Here is a 17,807-nt window from a genome sequence, read left to right on the forward strand (position 1 = left end):
CCAATTTTTGAGAGATTAGCCGTGGACTATTTACCTATCACAGTACAAATGCAAGGGCGACGTTGCCTGATTGTCGGTGGTGGTGAAGTTGCCGCCCGTAAGTTAAAACACTTGCTTAAGGCGCAGAGTCAAGTTGTTATGTTAAGTCCTTGTTTCTCCACTGAGGTAAAAGAAATTGCACTTAAACATGCTGATAGTGTGGCGTTGATTGGAGAGACATTTGTACCTGAAATAATCAAAGATTTTTATTTAGTGGTCGCAGCAACCGATGATAAATTTGTCAATCGACAGGTGAGTATCGCTGCACAAAAACAAAATATCTGGGTCAATGTTGTTGATGATTTAGAGTTAAGCACCTTTATTATGCCAGCAGTCATTGATCGATCCCCCTTATTGATTGCCGTTTCCAGTTCGGGGATTTCTCCGGTACTTGCTAGAAAAATTCGAGAAAAGATCGAATGGCTATTGCCTCGAAACCTGGGTAGCTTGCTTGAAAGGTTAAAAGATTTAAGACCTAAAATTAAAGCTCGTTTTGAGCGCTTCCAAGATAAACGCCGTTTTTCTGAGTGGTTTATTGAGTCGGCAATTAATGATGACTCGGTAGTGAGTGGATCAACTGAGAGTCTATTTGATAGTTATCAGCAGCGTTATTCTAGAACAGGTAAAGTTTATCTGGTTGGAGCGGGACCTGGAGCGGCTGAGCTGTTGACGGTGAAAGCGCTTAAAATTTTACAAAAAGCTGATGTAGTACTATATGATGCGTTAGTTAGTGAAGAAATACTCGATTGCATTCGTCGTGATGCAACCCTTATTTTTGTTGGCAAACGTTCTAGTAAACATTTTGTCGCACAAGAAAAGACAAATCAGTTGTTAGTTGATGAGGCCCAAAAAGGACTTAATGTTGTTCGCTTGAAAGGCGGAGATCCAATGATTTTTGGCCGTGGCGGTGAGGAACTTGAATATTTAACCCGACACCAGGTGGCATATGAGGTCGTGCCTGGTATTACGGCCGCATCAGGATGTGCAAGTTATTCGGGGATACCTTTAACTCATCGAAATTATTCGCAATCAATCCACTTTGTTACCGCATACGAAAAGGATGAGGGTGATCGAGTTGATTGGCAAGCATTAGCAAAAGCGAATCAAACGCTGGTTTTTTATATGGGCTTAGCTAAAGGCACAAAAATCAGCAATAAATTGATTGCTAACGGTTTATCTGAGTCGACAACTGTTGCGGTCATTGAAAAGGGGACAACTTCAGAGCAAAGAGTTATTTTGTCACGTCTGGGTGAGTTGCCATCAGCCGTTTCAACGCAAAATATACAGGCACCTGCTTTAATTATAGTCGGTGAAGTGACTGCCTTAGCTACACAGTTACACTGGTTTAATTCTGGCGAGTTAGTTGATGCTCGTTTGCAGTATGCCCAGGTCGCCAACTCGGCAATGTAATTTTTATTATTTTTATAGGAAAATGAGCATGAAATACGATTCTATATTAGACACAATTGGTAATACTCCTATTATTAAAATCAGTCGCTTGGCGCCAAAGCATGTCAATATGTACGTCAAAGCCGAATTTTTTAATCCATTGGCGTCTGTAAAAGATCGACTGGCTTATGCAATTATTACTGACGCAGAGCAGAAAGGTTTATTGAAACCTGGACAAACGGTTGTAGAAGCGACTTCAGGAAATACCGGTATCGCTTTGGCAATGGTGTGTGCGGCCAAAGGTTATCCATTTGTGGCAACTATGACCGAAACTTTTTCTGTTGAGCGACGTAAAATTATGCGTGCTCTTGGCGCAAAAGTTGTATTGACTCCGGCTGCTGAGAGAGGCACTGGCATGGTTAGAGTCGCAGCTGAACTTGCAGAAAAAAATGGTTGGTTTTTGGCAAGTCAGTTTGAAAACTTGGCTAATCCTGCCTATCACCGAAATACGACTGCACCAGAAATTTTGAGAGATTTTGCGGGCGAAAGACTAGATTATTTTGTCAGTGGCTATGGTACGGGCGGAACAATTACAGGAGTTGGCGAAGTGCTAAAAGTTGCTCGTCCCGATATTCAAATTATTGCAACTGAACCTGAAGCCGCTGCATTGTTAAGCGGTAAAGAATGGGCGCCGCATAAAATCCAAGGTTGGACGCCTGATTTTGTTGCTGAAGTGTTAAACCGTGAAGTAATTGATAAAGTCATTCCGGTTGCCGATGATGATGCAATCAAAACTTCGCTGGCGCTGGCACAAAATGAAGGTATTTTCTGTGGTATTTCTGCTGGTGGTACCTTTGCGACCGCATTAAAAGTGGCAGAAACTGCACCTGAAGGTTCGACTATTTTAGCGATGTTGCCAGACACTGGAGAGCGTTATTTGAGTACACCGCTATTTGCCGATATTGCTGAAGGTTCAGATGATGACGTGTTAGCGACACTTAAATAATTCAAAATAGCTACATCAAATTGTTGCTACGCTAAAGAAACAATTAAACGACTCACATCAGATGAGTGAATAATCATCTGATGTGAGTATAAACTAGACAACATTGAAGAAATATAAGAAGTAAAATCTGATAAAAGGCAGGGATTTTATTTTTATATATATTAAGAAGGTATTATTAAAGGAATGAATTATTGTGGCGCAACATAATTAAGGAAGGTCTTTTCCTTGTTCGCGCATCATTCGCTCGGCGTAATCTTCTTTCTCTTTGCTTAAATCATCATCACTTGGCAGTGGCTGGCCGGTGTAAGCGTGTAAAAATGCTTCGCATAACAGCTCACTATTGGTTGCGTGACGTAAATTTGATACCTGGCGTCGAGTACGCTCATCAGTCAGTATTTTTAATACTGAAAATGGAATTGATACCGTAATTTTCTTAACGTTGTTTTTCTTTTCACCATGTTCAACGTAGGGATTGATAAACTCCCCATCCCATTCTTTCACTCTGAATAACCTCACTTTTTAATCAACTAAAAATATTTTACATCATTTTTATCTCGCAAACAGCTTGACAAGTTGAAATATATAAATATACTTCCGGCTGTATAGACGTCTATATGTCTTTACGTTAAGGTGTTTGAATGTTCTTGTCAGCCTTAATATTACTAATTGCTGTTATTAAATGCTTAAAATCAAAGGTGTAAAAATGAGCGAAGTTACCAATAAGCCATCACTAGATACTATCGCTGTTCGTGCAGGTATTGAAACCGATACACAACATGGTTCAATCACGCCACCTTTGTACATGTCGACTAATTATAGTTTTGCCGGTTTTAATCAGCCAAGAGAATTTGACTATACCCGCTCTGGTAATCCTACTCGCCAGATTTTGGGGCAAGCTATTGCTGATTTAGAAGGCGGTTTTGGTGGCGTGATTACATCAACCGGTATGTCTGCCATATTTTTGGTTTTACAACTGCTTAAAGCAGGCGAAAAAATTCTTGTGCCTCATGATTGTTATGGCGGTAGTTTTCGACTATTTCGCTCGTTTAGTGAACGTAACTTAATTGATGTTGACTTTGTTGATCAAACTAATGAAAGCGCTTTATTGGCGGCATTAGAAAATAATCCAAAAATTGTTTGGATTGAAACGCCTAGCAATCCACTTTTACGAATTGTTGATGTTGCTAAAGTAGCCAAGTTGGCAAAAGAGAAGGGCGCTATTGTTGTTGTAGACAACACATTTCTATCTCCGGTTTTACAACAACCGCTTGCATTAGGTGCGGATATCGTAGTGCATTCAACGACAAAGTATATTAATGGTCATAGTGATGTGGTTGGCGGTGCGGTTGTTGCAAAAACTGAAAAACTCTATGAAGATTTGAAGTGGTGGGCAAATTGTACTGGAATTACTGGTTCTCCTTTTGATAGTTTTTTAATCTTGCGAGGGTTAAGAACTTTAGATGTTCGTGTTAAACGCCATACTAAAAATGCACAGGCTATTGCTGAGTATTTAGATCAGCATCCTCAAGTAGAAAAAGTTTATTATCCTGGTCTTGCATCGCATCCTGGACATGAAATAGCCGCCAAACAACAAAATGGTTTTGGTGCAATGATTTCATTTGAACTAAAGGGTGATGTTAGTGATGTAGAAAGATTTTTGACTGGCCTTTCAACTTTTTCATTGGCTGAGTCATTGGGCGGTGTTGAAAGTTTGGTTTGTCATCCCTCTACAATGACTCATGCTGCTGTTGCCTTAGAAGATCAAAAGACGGCTGGTATCGCACAAAACTTATTGCGTTTATCTGTTGGGATAGAGAATGTTGAAGATTTAGTTGAAGATCTTGAAAATGGTTTTGCCAGTTGCAGACTTGGTGAAGTTAGAGATGTCAGTAATGGATAGTCTGAATAATATTAATTTAAAAGAGCCCATCGATTCCGATGGGCTTTTGCTAAGTGTCCATAAATTTGGTGGATCGAGTCTTGCTGATTCACAAAAGTTGGCACGTATCGTCAATATTATAAAAACACAAACACAAAGTAATGATTATATTGTTGTTTCTGCAAATGGCAATATTACTGATCTCTTGGTTGAAATTAATCAAGGTAACCTGATTGCTATTGAAAAAATTGTCAACTTTTTTACTCTGTTGGTTCAGTCTGTGCTGCGCTCACCCGATATCCTGCTGGATGAGTTCCTCGGCGATATTGAAAAAATTAAGACATCCTGTTTATCAGAAGAAGAAATTTTATCATATGGAGAAGTCTGGTCGGCAAAACTATTAACTGCTCTCTTACTAGAGTCAGATATTGCTGCCATCTTTATTGACGCAAGAGAAATATTTAGAAGTGATGCCATAGAAAAGCCCTCATATTTTGATAAAAACTATTTTAATGAGGGAATTCGCCAGCATACCTATGGTCGCTTTAATGAAAGAGCAATCGTAACCGGTTACATAGCCAAAAATCAATCTGGTCAAACAGTTACTTTAGGACGTAATGGTAGTGATTATAGTGCGACATTACTGGCTAGTTTTTTGAATGCTCAAAGTGTTACATTATGGACTGATGTTTGTGGTATTTTTACAGCAGACCCTCGAATTATTCCAAATGCACAACCAATTAAACAGCTGACTTTTGACGAAGCTGAGGCATTAGCATCTATAGGAACCAATGTTCTCCATCAAAAAACGATTTCACCGCTAAAAGCAAATAAAATACCGCTTTTTGTAAAGTCATCATTAGAACCGGAAAAAAGCGGAACGGTAGTTAGCTTTTTAAGTGAATTTGATAAACCGAAATCTATTGCTATACGCCATAACTTAAGCGAAGTTGAAATTGACCTTGAAGGCGTTTCGTTATCAACAATTGAGCAAGCTTTCCATCGACTTTTTGAAAGTCATGTTAATTTATTTTTATTGCAAAAAACACAAAAACAAGCTCGATATATCATTGCTGAAAGTCAATTGCCACTGCTGGAAAGTATTTTGCAAAACTTTGCTTTAAAAATGTTAATTGTTCGCCAAAAATGTTCTGTGATATCAATAGTAGGACAAGGCGTAACAAATTGTTCAAAAAAAATTGATAGGCTATCTTTATTGATTAGCTCAAGAAAAACAACCCCTGAAACTGAAACCGCTTCGGTCATTGCGAGTAATCAATTAATTATCAATGTTGTTCTGCTTTCTGATAAATGGCAGACGATTTTAGCAAAAATTTACGACGTGTTTTTTGAAACCACTAACCGTATTCTGCATTCTCATGATATTTCGCAAGAGTTAGTTAATCGCTCAAAACACGAAACTATTGAATTGACAACAGAGGCAGTGAATTAATATGGCATTTAATCATGCTCAACAAGTTGAAGTGCTCAATCAAAGTCTATTTGAATTGTCTGGAAAGGTGAATGTTTCATTTGAGTTTTTTCCACCTAATTCAGCCGAGATGGAAACAACACTATGGAATTCGATTAAGCGACTTGAAGTATTGTCGCCTAAGTTTGTTTCTGTAACTTATGGGGCTGCTAATTCAACTCGAGAAAGAACTCATCGAATCATTTCTAAAATTCAAGCAGAAACCAGCTTAACACCGGTTCCACATTTAACCTGCGTTGGTGCTTCTAAAGAAGAATTAATTCATATTGCGCAAGATTACTGGCGTTCGGGAATTCGACATATTGTTGCATTGCGCGGGGATTTGCCCAAAGAAGAACAAGACTCGAACAGCCCAGAGATGTATGCTGTCGATTTAGTCAAACTTTTAAAGTCAGTCGCTGACTTTGAAATCAGTGTCGCTGCCTATCCAGAAGTACACCCTGAAGCGCCAAATGCACAATTTGATTTAATCAACTTAAAGAAAAAAGTTGATGCAGGTGCTTCACGGGCAATCAGTCAATTTTTCTTTGATACCGAAACTTACTTACGTTACCGCGACCGTTGTTTAGCATCAGGAATTGAAGTTGAAATTGTGCCTGGTATTTTACCGGTAACTAACTTTAGTCAACTGTTAAAGTTTTCTTCAATGACTAATGTGAATGTTCCTGGCTGGATGCATCGCTTATATCAAGGATTAGATAATGATCCAATGACACGTAATTTAATTGCTGCAAATGTTGCGATAGAGCAAGTAAAAGTTCTTGCAAAAGAAGGCGTAAGAGATTTTCATTTTTATACTTTGAACCGTTCTGATTTAACTTATGCGATTTGTCATTCTTTAGGTGTGCGTGAAAATAAGCCTATTTATCAGACCGATCAAGAAGAGCCAGTTGCAGAAGAAGCGATTGCTTGATTATTTCATCCTTACTTTTTTATCAGCCCCTTTGGCACAATCAAGTGGGCTGATTTTCTATTTTAATCTTTAACCTCGTTTTTAAACTTTCAATGACATATTCGATAGTCGATTGCGATTGGACTAGAGCTTCTTTATAATCATTGGTCATTCACATGACTGAGTTATGAAATAAAGGTATAAACACAATGTCAGGAAAAATACTGGTTACTGGTGGCACTGGCTATATAGGTAGTCATACGACACTATTGTTGCTTGAAGCAGGTTATCAAGTCGTTGTTGTCGATAATTTATCTAATTCGTCTCTTGAATCTTTAAGACGAGTTGAAAAATTAACTGGTAAGTCTGTTACTTTCTACAAAGCGGATATCCGAGACTCAGATAAACTCAGTATTATATTTCAGGAACATCAAATCGAAGGTGTCATTCATTTTGCTGGCTTAAAGGCGGTGGGGGAGTCCACTCAAATTCCATTAGAATATTATGAGCAAAATGTTTATGGTACTTTAAGTCTGCTTAAGGTTATGCAGCGTTTTAGTTGCTTTAATATCGTATTTAGCTCATCGGCTACCGTTTACGGTGATCCTGCCAGTGTACCTATTACTGAGGATTTTCCTACCAGTGCCACTAATCCATATGGTCGCTCAAAGCTCTATATTGAAGAGATATTGCGCGACTTGTCATTATCAAATGAGCAATGGCATATTATTTTATTGCGTTATTTTAACCCAATAGGTGCCCATGAAAGTGGCCAAATTGGTGAAGATCCACAAGGTATACCTAATAATTTAATGCCTTATATCAGTCAGGTTGCTGTCGGAAAAAGAGAAAAACTATCTATTTTTGGCAATGACTATTCAACAGTCGATGGGACGGGTGTAAGAGATTATATTCATGTGATGGATTTGTCTGATGCACATGTGAAAGCTATTGAAAAAATTAAGCAGCTTGAAGGTGTTTCTACTTTTAATCTAGGTACAGGGAATGGCTATTCAGTATTACAAATGGTCAAAGCATTTGAAGAAGGTGCCAATAAACCTGTTGCCTATGAAATTGTTGCCAGACGCCCAGGTGATATCGCTGAATGTTGGGCAGACCCTGGGCTTGCCGATAAAGTACTTAATTGGCGAGCAACTAGAGGATTAAATGAGATGGTTGCTGATACCTGGCGCTGGCAAAGTCGAAATCCGAATGGATATGACATCTAAGTATAAAGTAAGCTATATGTGATGATGAGCTTTGTAATCACCTGCATAGTGTCGATATTGTACAGTTTATGATCTAACAGGCCATTTAGGCCCTATCTTAAAGATTAATTAAAAATACTTGCGCAAAAATATCATTCTGATAAGATACGCGCCTCGTTACTTAGCAGTAACTTTTTGTTGTTAAACGGTATATTATGCTAAAGCATATTATACCGTGTTAAAACAGATATAATAGTCGCGTAGCTCAGTTGGTTAGAGCACCACCTTGACATGGTGGGGGTCGGTGGTTCGAGTCCACTCGCGACTACCAAATGAAAGCAATAACTGTGTGTAAATAGGCAGTAAGTGTCTTTAATAAAAGCAGGTTTGGTTAAAGTTTTATTCCAACGTTTCTTAAGGTTTGATCATTAAATGTTTGTTTTTGATGAATCTAATTGAAAGAAAAATTGAACTTTTTAAGTTGTCTTGGTACTTTATAAATCCTGATAGGAATGTGTAGAAAGTTAATCCCATCATTTTTGTTGTAAAGCAAACTGTTGTGATTAAAATTAGTTAAATGATATTAAGTAATTTCATCTAATAACTAATCGATTCTACGAATTTTAATGGTATAAATTATTAATAGCCACTGGATGAATATTTACAGTTATCTTAATTATTTAAAGCTCGTCATTTCATCTATTAGCAAGCTACCTAGTAGCTCTCCAACTGCTTTATTTCTGGGTATAATCCTAACAACCTTGTCATCATTATCCTATGCCGATAAGTCTTACTCAGACCGGTATAACATCAATGAGTTTACGTCAGATTCGCAAACAATTGGCGCAACCCATCTGGCCAAAATTACGCAAGACAACCATCAAAATCTTATACATCATTACCAAAAGCTGATTGAGTCAATTAATCAAACGTTAATTACCAATCGAACATCATTTATGCAGTCACCAACTAAATTAGCTGACTATGTTGATGCTCAGCTGCTTTCGATTTGGTATAGCCCGCATACGCTTAAACGGCTATTTGGGACTACATCATGGAAAAACTTTGACCAAATACAAATTAAAAAGCTAAATCAAGGCTTTAACAATACACTCCAGCGTTATGTTCAAGAAGGGTTTAAGTTGTATGATGGGCAGCAAATTCAATTTGTTAGTTTACAACTTAACTCTAAAGCAACATTAGGCTTGTTAACCATTGAAGTTATTCCTAATGTATTACCTCGATTTAAGGTGAGTTTCAAAATTTTTAATAATAATAACGAATGGTTTTTATATGATGCTTTATTTCAAGGAGCCAGCTATATTAGCTTGAAAAAACAACATTTTCGTCAATTGCTTGATGAAAAAGGAATTGATGGTGTGATAACAGCGATTAATCAAAAAAATCAAGGTTACTTACCATCGAAACTAGTTAATTAAAATAATTATAGAACTCGATTGAAACGATATAATGATTACCAGTGATATGTCAGATATAAATACAGTCAGTCAACAGTCTGTTCAAGAATGGTATTTGGCTGCCAGCAAGCCTCGTCAAGAAACTCGCGCTATTGAAAATTTACACAACCAGGGAATAACTGCTTTTGCGCCGACAATTTTTGTAGAAAAACTTTATGCAGGTAAAAAGCGTGTTATCGAAGAGGCGCTTTTTCCAGGGTATGTCTTTATCAGCCTGTCACCAAAAGATGGATTGTGGCATAAGGTGCGCTCAACACGAGGCATTCGTGATTGGGTAAGATTTTCCAGCATACCCGCAAAATTACCACTAAACTTAGTGCAAGAATTTATCGAAAAACAAAATAATGATCAGCAGGAAGTAGTCAAACGATGCTTTAATCCCGGCGACTGTATTTCCATTATGTCAGGTCCATTTCGGGGTCTTAAAGGAATATATGAAGCTAGCAGTGGTGAAGAACGATCTTTAATTTTGATCGAGTTTTTGGGGAAGGTTAACCGTCTTAAACTAGAAAACAACCAATTTATTGTTGAATAAATAGACATTTCTTTTGTATCTTGGATGTTTCAACAATTTAACAGATTCTGGCTGTTTTTAACATAACCTTAGGGTATAATTCGCTCCCGAAAGTATTCAGTTTAACTGTATGCTTTAAGTGTTTGTTTTATCAATAAATTATTTTATGAGATATGCTGGTTTTGTAATCATATTTCAATAATATTTCATTAATTTGACATTGAACTTAAATTGAAATTCTGACACAAATGGCTGGCGAAAAAATGAGTGGACTAGTGAGTAATTAAAGTCTTAAAAGTGTTGGCTAGAAAATAAAAACAATGAGCTTGCTTAATTAAAAGTATTACTAAAAGTGTTAGTTTTTAAAAACAGACAACAAAAGTGACTACTCATTCATCGCGTATTGAGAGCGATAACTCAAGGGCGGTAGCGTGTCTGAAGCACTTTAAAAGTAAGAGTATTACACGTTTATATTACCGCTACAGCAAATTATCAAATATAAAAATATATAAAACATAAAAATATATAAAACATAAAAAGCAATATTGGAATATCCGGTTAGTAGATTTATGAAAACAAAGTTAGGCTTATTGATAATTGGGTTTAGTGGATTATTTTTTTCTATCCTGTCTCAAGCAATCGACACTAGTGAACTGAAGGCTCGCTGCAAAAATATTACCCCCCAACAGCGTCAGATGGCCAAAATGGCAGGCTATGATGTTGACGAAATGTGTTCCTCTCTAGAGATGCTCTCCATAGATAAAAATCAATCACAGGAGAAAAAGAAAAACATTGTGCCAAGAGGTTCGCAATTAGAAATGAGTACGCGAGGGGTTATTGGTGAAGAGCAAAATATTGATGAAGAAGAATTTCCTGAGCCGCGCTTTTCTCATGAAGACTTAACAATGGAAAATGGATTGTATCGATTTGGATATGATCTTTTCTCCGGTCAACCAACGACATTTGCGCCTGCTACGGATATTCCTGTGCCTGTAAATTATATTATCGGCCCTGGTGATTTAATTAAAGTACAGTTATTGGGTAAAGAAAGTGATAATCTTGAACTGGAAGTAAGTCGAGATGGACAGATAAATTTTCCTGAACTTGGCCCCATTTCTGTTGCCGGCCTACAATTTCAAGAGATGAAGCAGCGAGTTACCAATTCGGTAAAAGAGCAGATGATCGGCATTCGCGCTGTGGTTTCATTAGGAAAACTGCGCTCTATTCGAATCTTTGTTCTTGGTGAGGCTTTTAAGCCGGGTTCATACACCGTGAGTTCGTTATCGACCATGACGAACGCACTATTTGTTAGCGGCGGTATTAAAGAAGTTGGCTCATTACGTAATATTCAATTAAAAAGGCAAGGAAAAGTTGTTACCTCATTAGATCTTTACAATTTACTGCTCAAGGGTGATACCCGAGGGGATGCTCGCTTACAACCAGGTGATGTTATTTATATTCCACCTGTTGGAAAAACTGCAGGTATTAAGGGGGAAGTGAAACGTCCAGCAATTTATGAATTAAGAGATGAGTCTACCGTCACTGAACTTGTAGAAATTGCAGGTGGTTATTCACCAAGTGCGTATCCAAATATTTCCTATATTAAACGTAATAGTGCTAGTGGCTATTCTACAGTTATTGACGCTGATTTAACAAAAAAATCAGGCAAAGCAACTCAAATTAAAAATGGCGATTTAGTGGAAGTTGGCACCATCTTGAAAGAAATGGAAGATGTGGTTTTATTAGATGGTACATTCCAGCGAAAACGTGCCATAAAGTGGCACCCTGGATTAAAGTTAAGTGATGTTGTTCATTCAATTAAGCAGTTCAAGCAAAATACGGATTTAAATATCGGATTAATTTTACGCCGTGAAATGCCGCTAAGACAATTATCAGTATTACATTTTTACCCTCGCTCTGTTATTGAGAAGAAAGCCGAAGATATTGAACTTAAACCGCTCGATAGAATACTCACCTTTAAAGCATTTGTGGCTGAACCTAACCAAACGCTAGATCAAGGACTAAATGAGCTGGAACAATACAAACGCAGCCTTGCAAAAATAGAAAATTATGAAAAACGAGAAAATATTTCAAGTCTTGATTCGCCCGAGCAAAATCGAAAACGGCGAGAACTCGAAGAGTTAATACAGTCAGATAATATTCGTGTGCATTCGTTGGAATATGTCATTAAAAAGCTGAAAGAACAAACTGCTGACGGACAATTAATCAAAACCATTGAAATCAGTGGTAATGTTCGCTTTCCTGGAACCTATCCACTGACACAGAATATGAATATACGCGATTTAATCCTCTTGGCTGGAGGGCTTAAAGAAGCTTCATATTTGGGGAGTGTTGAAGTGACACGGCGAGACTTGGCTGATATGGAAACAGCAACCATTGAACATATTAATATTAATCTAGCTGAGCAATTAATGGGAGTCGATAAATTTTCTATTCAGGCCAAAGATAAATTGTCAGTCTATTCAACACCAGAATATCGAGAAAAACTTAGTATCACCTTAGAGGGGGAAGTCCGTTTCCCCGGAGAATATGAGTTCAGTCGCGGAGAAACTTTAACTCAGGTAATTGCCAGAGCGGGTGGATTTACTTCAATGGCGCATATTCAAGCAGCTGTATTTACCCGGCGCGATCTCAAGCAACAAGAAGCTAAACGACTAGAAGAGTTACGTACCAAAATGCGGGCTGACCTGGCTGCTAGTGATTTAGAAGATGTTGCTGCTGGAAAGCGAATGGGCAGTTCTGTTGACAATGCCGAAAAACTACTTAGTGCTTTATCTGAAACTGAAGCACTAGGGCGTTTAGTTATTGCTTTAGATAAAATAGTTACCTCACAGGAAAATGATATACAACTGAAAGATGGGGATATGTTAATTATTCCGACTTATCGCCAAGAGGTTTCTGTTATTGGTGAAGTACAGCATTCGACCTCTCATTTATTTAATCAAAGCTGGACTTTGCAGGACTATATTGAGAAAAGTGGTGGTCTGACACAAAGGGCAGATGATAATCGGGTTTATGTGGTCAAAGCGAATGGCGCCGTGTTTTTGCCACACACTAGTGGTTGGTTAAACCATGAAAAAGAAAAGTTAAGTCCAGGTGATACTATTGTTGTGCCGTTAGATACCGACAGAATTAAATCAATGACATTATGGACGAACGTGAGTCAAATTGTTTATCAGCTAGCGCTTGGTGCCGCTGCAATTAATAATCTATAAAGTATCACTTTAAAGACTGTTTAGTTAAATTTAAAAAAGTATTTAAGGTGTATTGGGTATCTTGGTGGCTGCGTTCATAATTAAAGGTAACTTAAAAGCGGTTAGGCTTTTTATTTTTATTGGCGGACTACTAACAACACTCGTCATAAACATTAAGTTGCAAGCTGAACCTTGGATCAATACTCAAGATAGTTGGTTAAGAGCTGAAATAGAAATACTTGCTGATTATGGAATTATTCGCTCTCCGATTTCGACTTACCCTTTACCTTGGTCTAATATTATTCGCGACATCGAACGAGAAATTGATAAACCGACAAGTCAGCCTTACCTAGAAACTATGCAAAGCGTTTTACAAATAGGTAAACAAGCAACTACTCTGCGTTCGCATAAGTCAATAAGGTTAGGTGTCAGTCAAGATGAATCTGTATTTCGCAGCTTTGGTGATATTACAAGGGCCAAAACAGAGTTTGCCATTAAACGTTCTTCAGTGACCAAACATTTTGCTTGGAATATTGAAGTAACGCGTCAGCGAAGTGATTTTGATAATAAAGACACACGACTTGATGGTAGCTATATTGCCGGTATTTATGGAAACTGGATTACCAGCATTGGTAAGATTGAGCGCTGGTGGGGACCTGGCTGGGAGTCTAGTAACATTTTATCGAATAATGCTAAAGCGCCATTAGGTATAGCAATACAAAGAAACTACACTGAGTCATTTGATAATAGGGCCTTACGGTGGTTAGGGCCTTGGAATTTAAATGCTTTTGTTGCAGAGCTGGATGATAACTTTCATATCAAGAATGCAAAACTAACTGGCTTTAGTTTGACTATTAAACCACTTGATTCGCTTGAGGTGGCCTTAAGAACTTCTGCATTATGGGGCGGTAAAGATATTGTTGGTGTAGATAATAACGGAAAAAATATTTACCAGCAAAGACCCGAATCATTTGATAGTCTGATAGATCTATTTATTGGTAACCAATTTTGTGGTGAATTTGTCGATAATCAGTGTGATGATGAGTATTCACTCAATGGAGACAGAATCGCCGGTTTTGATTTACGCTGGCGTCTACCCTTAGACAATCCGCTTAATGTTTATTATGCTCAATACGGTGAAAGTGAAACTCAGTTGATTCCCGCAAAACAGGTGACCCAATTAGGTTTGTCGTCTAGCTTTAAGTTTTTAGGTTCATATTGGAAGTGGTATTTAGAGAATAGTCAGACTTCAAATTCACAACATAATGAGCTTTATTTCAGTCAAACTTACCCCGAAGGCTATGAGTACCACCAACGTATGATAGGCTCAACTTTTGGAAAGCGTTTTAAAGTGAATAGCTTTGGTATTTATTCAAAAATCAATTGGCATAATTCGGTTGGGTTAAAATTGATAGAAATGCAGTTTAATCAAAATGATGATAGATTTAAGAAGGTGCAACTACAGTGGAAATATCTCTCTCAATCGTATGGTGAATTTAATTTTAAATTAGAGCGCTCATCTGCTGATATTGTTACTTTGGGAAGAGAGTTACCCAATAAAAACATTGTTGTTGATTGGGTTTACTATTTAAACTGATAATTACTTATTACTTATTACTTATTACTTATTACTTATTACTTATTACTTATTACTTATTACTTGAATAATTAATGTCTGAAGATAATACAAAAGAAATAGAAAGAAAATTAGCGGAATTAGAAGCCCATAATAAGCGAATAGAGTCAAATCTTGCGTTATTAGTAAATCGTCCATTATTAATGGATGAACGATTTTCAAATGAATCAGATGAAATTGACTTACGTGAGTTATGGAATGCTATTTGGCAGGGGAAGTGGTTGATTGTTGGAGTCACTTTCATTTTTGCAATCACTTCTGTTTTCTATGCGCTATCTTTACCTAATGAATATAAGTCAACGGCTATTTTAGCGCCTGAAACGCAATCAGGGGGCGCTGGTGGTCTTTCTAAATTAGCTGGGCAATTTGGTGGTTTGGCTTCTCTTGCCGGACTTAATTTAGGTGGTGGTGGCGCTGAAGATAAGTCTGTTATTGCTATGGAAATTATTAAAACTTGGGGTTTTTTGGAAAAGTTTATTGAAGATAATAATATTCAGGTTGAAGTTTTTGCTGCTAAAGGGTGGAATAGAAGTACTAACGAGTTGATAATAGATCCTGAAATTTATGATGTTGAGAATAAAAACTGGGTTAGGGATTTTGACTCGAAAAAAGGAGAAACTGCTGAGCCTAGTAGCTGGGAATTATTTGAAGAGTTTAGAGAAAGAATTAGTATTAGTCAGGATAAAAAAACGAGCTTAATTAATTTATCCGTTGAGTATTACTCACCAGTTTTAGCCAAAGAATGGACTGACAAACTAGTAAAGTCAATTAATGAGCATATTCAAAAGCAAGAAAAAGAAGAAGCGACTAAAAGTATTGAGTATTTAAAAGCTAAAATAGGTGAAACCAACATTGCTGATATGCAAGCTGTTTTTTATCAGTTGATTGAGGAGCAGACTAAGACTTTGATGCTGACTGAGGTGAGTGATGAGTATGTTTTTAAAACAATTAGTTATGCAAAGGTTGCAGAAGAAAAATCTAAGCCAAAGCGAGCGTTGATTTGTGTTTTGGGTGTGATGCTTGGTGGAATGTTGTCTGTTTTAATCGTACTCGTCAGATATTTCAGTAACAGCAATAAAATAGAGTCTAAACATTAAAAACGATGGTCTAAAATTATATGAAAATACTAGTTACTGGAGGCGCTGGGTTTATTGGCTCTGCTGTTATTCGTCACATAATAGAAAACACTAGTGATAAAGTAGTTAATTTAGATAAATTAACTTATGCAGGTAACTTGGAGTCACTTCAATCTATTTCTGATAATCCTCGATATGTATTTGAACAAGTTGATATTTGTAATAGAGAAGAATTGGAGCGTGTTTTTTCAAAATATAAACCTAACGTAGTAATGCATCTTGCCGCAGAAAGCCATGTTGATCGCTCAATAGACGGGCCGTCTGAGTTTATACAAACAAATATTATTGGCACGTATAACTTACTGGAAACAAGTCGTCAGTATTGGCTTAATCTAACAGAAGAAGACAGAGCTATATTTCGTTTCCATCATATATCAACAGATGAAGTGTACGGTGATCTGGATGGACCAGAAGATTTATTTACAGAGGAAACGCCATACGCTCCAAGTAGTCCTTATTCAGCTTCAAAAGCTTCGAGCGATCATTTAGTACGCTCATGGTTACGGACTTATGGTTTACCTACATTGGTAACTAATTGTTCAAACAACTATGGTCCTTATCATTTCCCTGAAAAGCTAATCCCGCTTATGATTTTAAACGCGTTAGAAGGCAAACCACTACCAATTTACGGGGATGGCCAACAGATCAGAGATTGGCTTTATGTCGAAGATCATGCCAGAGCGCTTTATTTGGTCGCCACAAAGGGTAAAGTTGGGGAAACCTATAATATTGGTGGTCATAATGAAAAAGCTAATATCGATGTAGTAAAAACATTGTGCCAACTATTGGAAGAGTTAGTGCCAAGCAAGCCAGAAGGGGTAAGCTATTACACTGACTTAATTAGCTACGTTAAAGATAGACCCGGTCACGATGTTAGATATGCAATAGATGCAAGTAAAATTGAAAGAGAGTTAGGATGGAAGCCGTCTGAAACTTTTGAGTCTGGTATTCGAAAAACGGTTGAGTGGTATTTAAATAATAAAGACTGGTGGAGTAGAGTTTTAGATGGTTCTTATAGTTTAGAGCGATTAGGAAATGGTGGATAAAAAATGAAAGGTATTATTCTTGCGGGGGGATCAGGCACACGTTTATATCCCATTACCAAAGGTGTCTCAAAACAATTACTGCCTATTTATGACAAGCCTATGGTTTATTATCCATTGTCGGTACTAATGTTGGCTGGAATTAAAGAAATCCTGATTATTTCTACGCCTAGTGACATAGATGGTTATAAAAGGTTATTAGAAAATGGTCAGCAGTTTGGTGTGGATATTTCTTACGCTGAACAACCAAGTCCCGATGGCTTAGCACAAGCTTTTATTATAGGTGAAGATTTTATCGGTGATGACAGTGTTTGCTTAGTTTTAGGCGATAATATTTTTTATGGAGAAAGTTTTTCCAAAAAGTTAAAAAATGCTGCCAATAGAACAAGTGGAGCGACTGTTTTTGGTTATCGGGTAAAAGATCCTGAACGTTTTGGAGTTGTCGAGTTTAATCGTGATATGAAAGCTATCTCGATCGAAGAAAAACCCATTAAACCTAAATCAAACTTTGCAGTTACTGGGTTATATTTTTATGATAACGATGTAATTGAAATTGCAAAAACAATTAAACCTTCTAACCGTGGCGAACTGGAAATTACCAGTGTTAATAACGCTTATCTTGACCGCGGAGATTTAAATGTTGAGCTCCTTGGGCGTGGCTTTGCATGGCTTGATACTGGTACTCATGAGAGCCTACTGGAAGCAAGTCATTTTGTTCAAACTATTGAGCATAGACAAGGACTAAAAGTCGCCTGTCTGGAAGAAATTGCTTGGCGAAATGGTTGGCTCACGGATGCACAGTTGTTAAAACTTGCGAAGCCTATGCTAAAGAATGAGTATGGAAAATATATTCAATCACTTATCGAAGAAAAGAATTAAC

General features: G+C 37.4%; 14 protein-coding genes and 1 tRNA gene. 14 read left to right on the top strand and 1 reads right to left on the bottom strand.

What is annotated here, in order from left to right; translation table 11 throughout:
• Positions 1-21: 21 nt before the first annotated feature.
• Entirely contained in the window at positions 22-1,449 is a 1,428-nt protein-coding gene (gene cysG, locus ABVT42_RS00435) for a siroheme synthase CysG (protein WP_353873119.1), read from the top strand.
• Positions 1,450-1,477: 28 nt separating this feature from the next.
• Positions 1,478-2,434, top strand: a complete 957-nt coding sequence (gene cysK, locus ABVT42_RS00440; protein ID WP_353873120.1) for a cysteine synthase A — start codon at positions 1,478-1,480, stop codon at positions 2,432-2,434.
• Between the two features lie 207 nt (positions 2,435-2,641).
• Here the strand turns inward: cysK and metJ are convergent, their stop codons facing one another.
• A complete protein-coding gene (metJ, locus tag ABVT42_RS00445) occupies positions 2,642-2,935 on the bottom strand; it encodes a met regulon transcriptional regulator MetJ (protein WP_353873121.1) in 294 nt (97 codons plus the stop codon).
• Between the two features lie 202 nt (positions 2,936-3,137).
• Between metJ and metB the strand changes: the two genes are divergently transcribed.
• From metB to rfbA, 12 genes are all read left to right on the top strand, one after another.
• On the top strand, positions 3,138-4,334 hold the full coding sequence (gene metB, locus ABVT42_RS00450) for a cystathionine gamma-synthase (protein WP_353873122.1): 1,197 nt from the start codon (positions 3,138-3,140) through the stop codon (positions 4,332-4,334).
• Complete coding sequence (locus ABVT42_RS00455; RefSeq protein WP_353873123.1) at positions 4,318-5,766, top strand: aspartate kinase; 1,449 nt, start codon at positions 4,318-4,320, stop codon at positions 5,764-5,766. The genes metB and ABVT42_RS00455 overlap by 17 nt, the downstream gene beginning before the upstream one ends.
• Position 5,767: 1 nt before the next feature.
• Positions 5,768-6,718: a methylenetetrahydrofolate reductase gene (gene metF / locus ABVT42_RS00460; RefSeq protein ID WP_353873124.1), complete on the top strand. Its 951-nt coding sequence runs from the start codon at positions 5,768-5,770 to the stop codon at positions 6,716-6,718.
• A 188-nt stretch (positions 6,719-6,906) separates the two neighbouring features.
• Positions 6,907-7,926 (top strand): UDP-glucose 4-epimerase GalE, encoded by a 1,020-nt coding sequence (gene galE, locus ABVT42_RS00465; protein WP_353873125.1) that lies wholly within the window; start codon positions 6,907-6,909, stop codon positions 7,924-7,926.
• A 233-nt stretch (positions 7,927-8,159) separates the two neighbouring features.
• Positions 8,160-8,236: transfer RNA gene (locus ABVT42_RS00470), tRNA-Val, on the top strand.
• A 430-nt stretch (positions 8,237-8,666) separates the two neighbouring features.
• Positions 8,667-9,344: an MlaC/ttg2D family ABC transporter substrate-binding protein gene (locus tag ABVT42_RS00475; protein ID WP_353873126.1), complete on the top strand. Its 678-nt coding sequence runs from the start codon at positions 8,667-8,669 to the stop codon at positions 9,342-9,344.
• A 46-nt stretch (positions 9,345-9,390) separates the two neighbouring features.
• Positions 9,391-9,918 carry a transcription/translation regulatory transformer protein RfaH gene (gene rfaH, locus ABVT42_RS00480; RefSeq protein ID WP_353873128.1) on the top strand — a complete coding sequence of 176 codons (528 nt, stop codon included), beginning with the start codon at positions 9,391-9,393 and terminating at the stop codon, positions 9,916-9,918.
• A gap of 548 nt (positions 9,919-10,466) precedes the next feature.
• Positions 10,467-13,133, top strand: a complete 2,667-nt coding sequence (locus ABVT42_RS00485) for an SLBB domain-containing protein (protein ID WP_353873129.1) — start codon at positions 10,467-10,469, stop codon at positions 13,131-13,133.
• A 64-nt stretch (positions 13,134-13,197) separates the two neighbouring features.
• Positions 13,198-14,709 carry a capsule assembly Wzi family protein gene (locus ABVT42_RS00490; RefSeq protein ID WP_353873130.1) on the top strand — a complete coding sequence of 504 codons (1,512 nt, stop codon included), beginning with the start codon at positions 13,198-13,200 and terminating at the stop codon, positions 14,707-14,709.
• A gap of 74 nt (positions 14,710-14,783) precedes the next feature.
• Entirely contained in the window at positions 14,784-15,845 is a 1,062-nt protein-coding gene (locus ABVT42_RS00495; protein ID WP_353873131.1) for a Wzz/FepE/Etk N-terminal domain-containing protein, read from the top strand.
• 20 nt (positions 15,846-15,865) lie between these two features.
• Positions 15,866-16,930 carry a dTDP-glucose 4,6-dehydratase gene (rfbB, locus tag ABVT42_RS00500; RefSeq protein WP_353873132.1) on the top strand — a complete coding sequence of 355 codons (1,065 nt, stop codon included), beginning with the start codon at positions 15,866-15,868 and terminating at the stop codon, positions 16,928-16,930.
• Between the two features lie 3 nt (positions 16,931-16,933).
• Positions 16,934-17,806 carry a glucose-1-phosphate thymidylyltransferase RfbA gene (gene rfbA, locus ABVT42_RS00505; RefSeq protein WP_353873133.1) on the top strand — a complete coding sequence of 291 codons (873 nt, stop codon included), beginning with the start codon at positions 16,934-16,936 and terminating at the stop codon, positions 17,804-17,806.
• Position 17,807 lies beyond the last annotated feature (1 nt).

The organism is Aliikangiella maris (assembly GCF_040719265.1).
Classification (GTDB): domain Bacteria; phylum Pseudomonadota; class Gammaproteobacteria; order Enterobacterales; family Kangiellaceae; genus Aliikangiella; species Aliikangiella maris.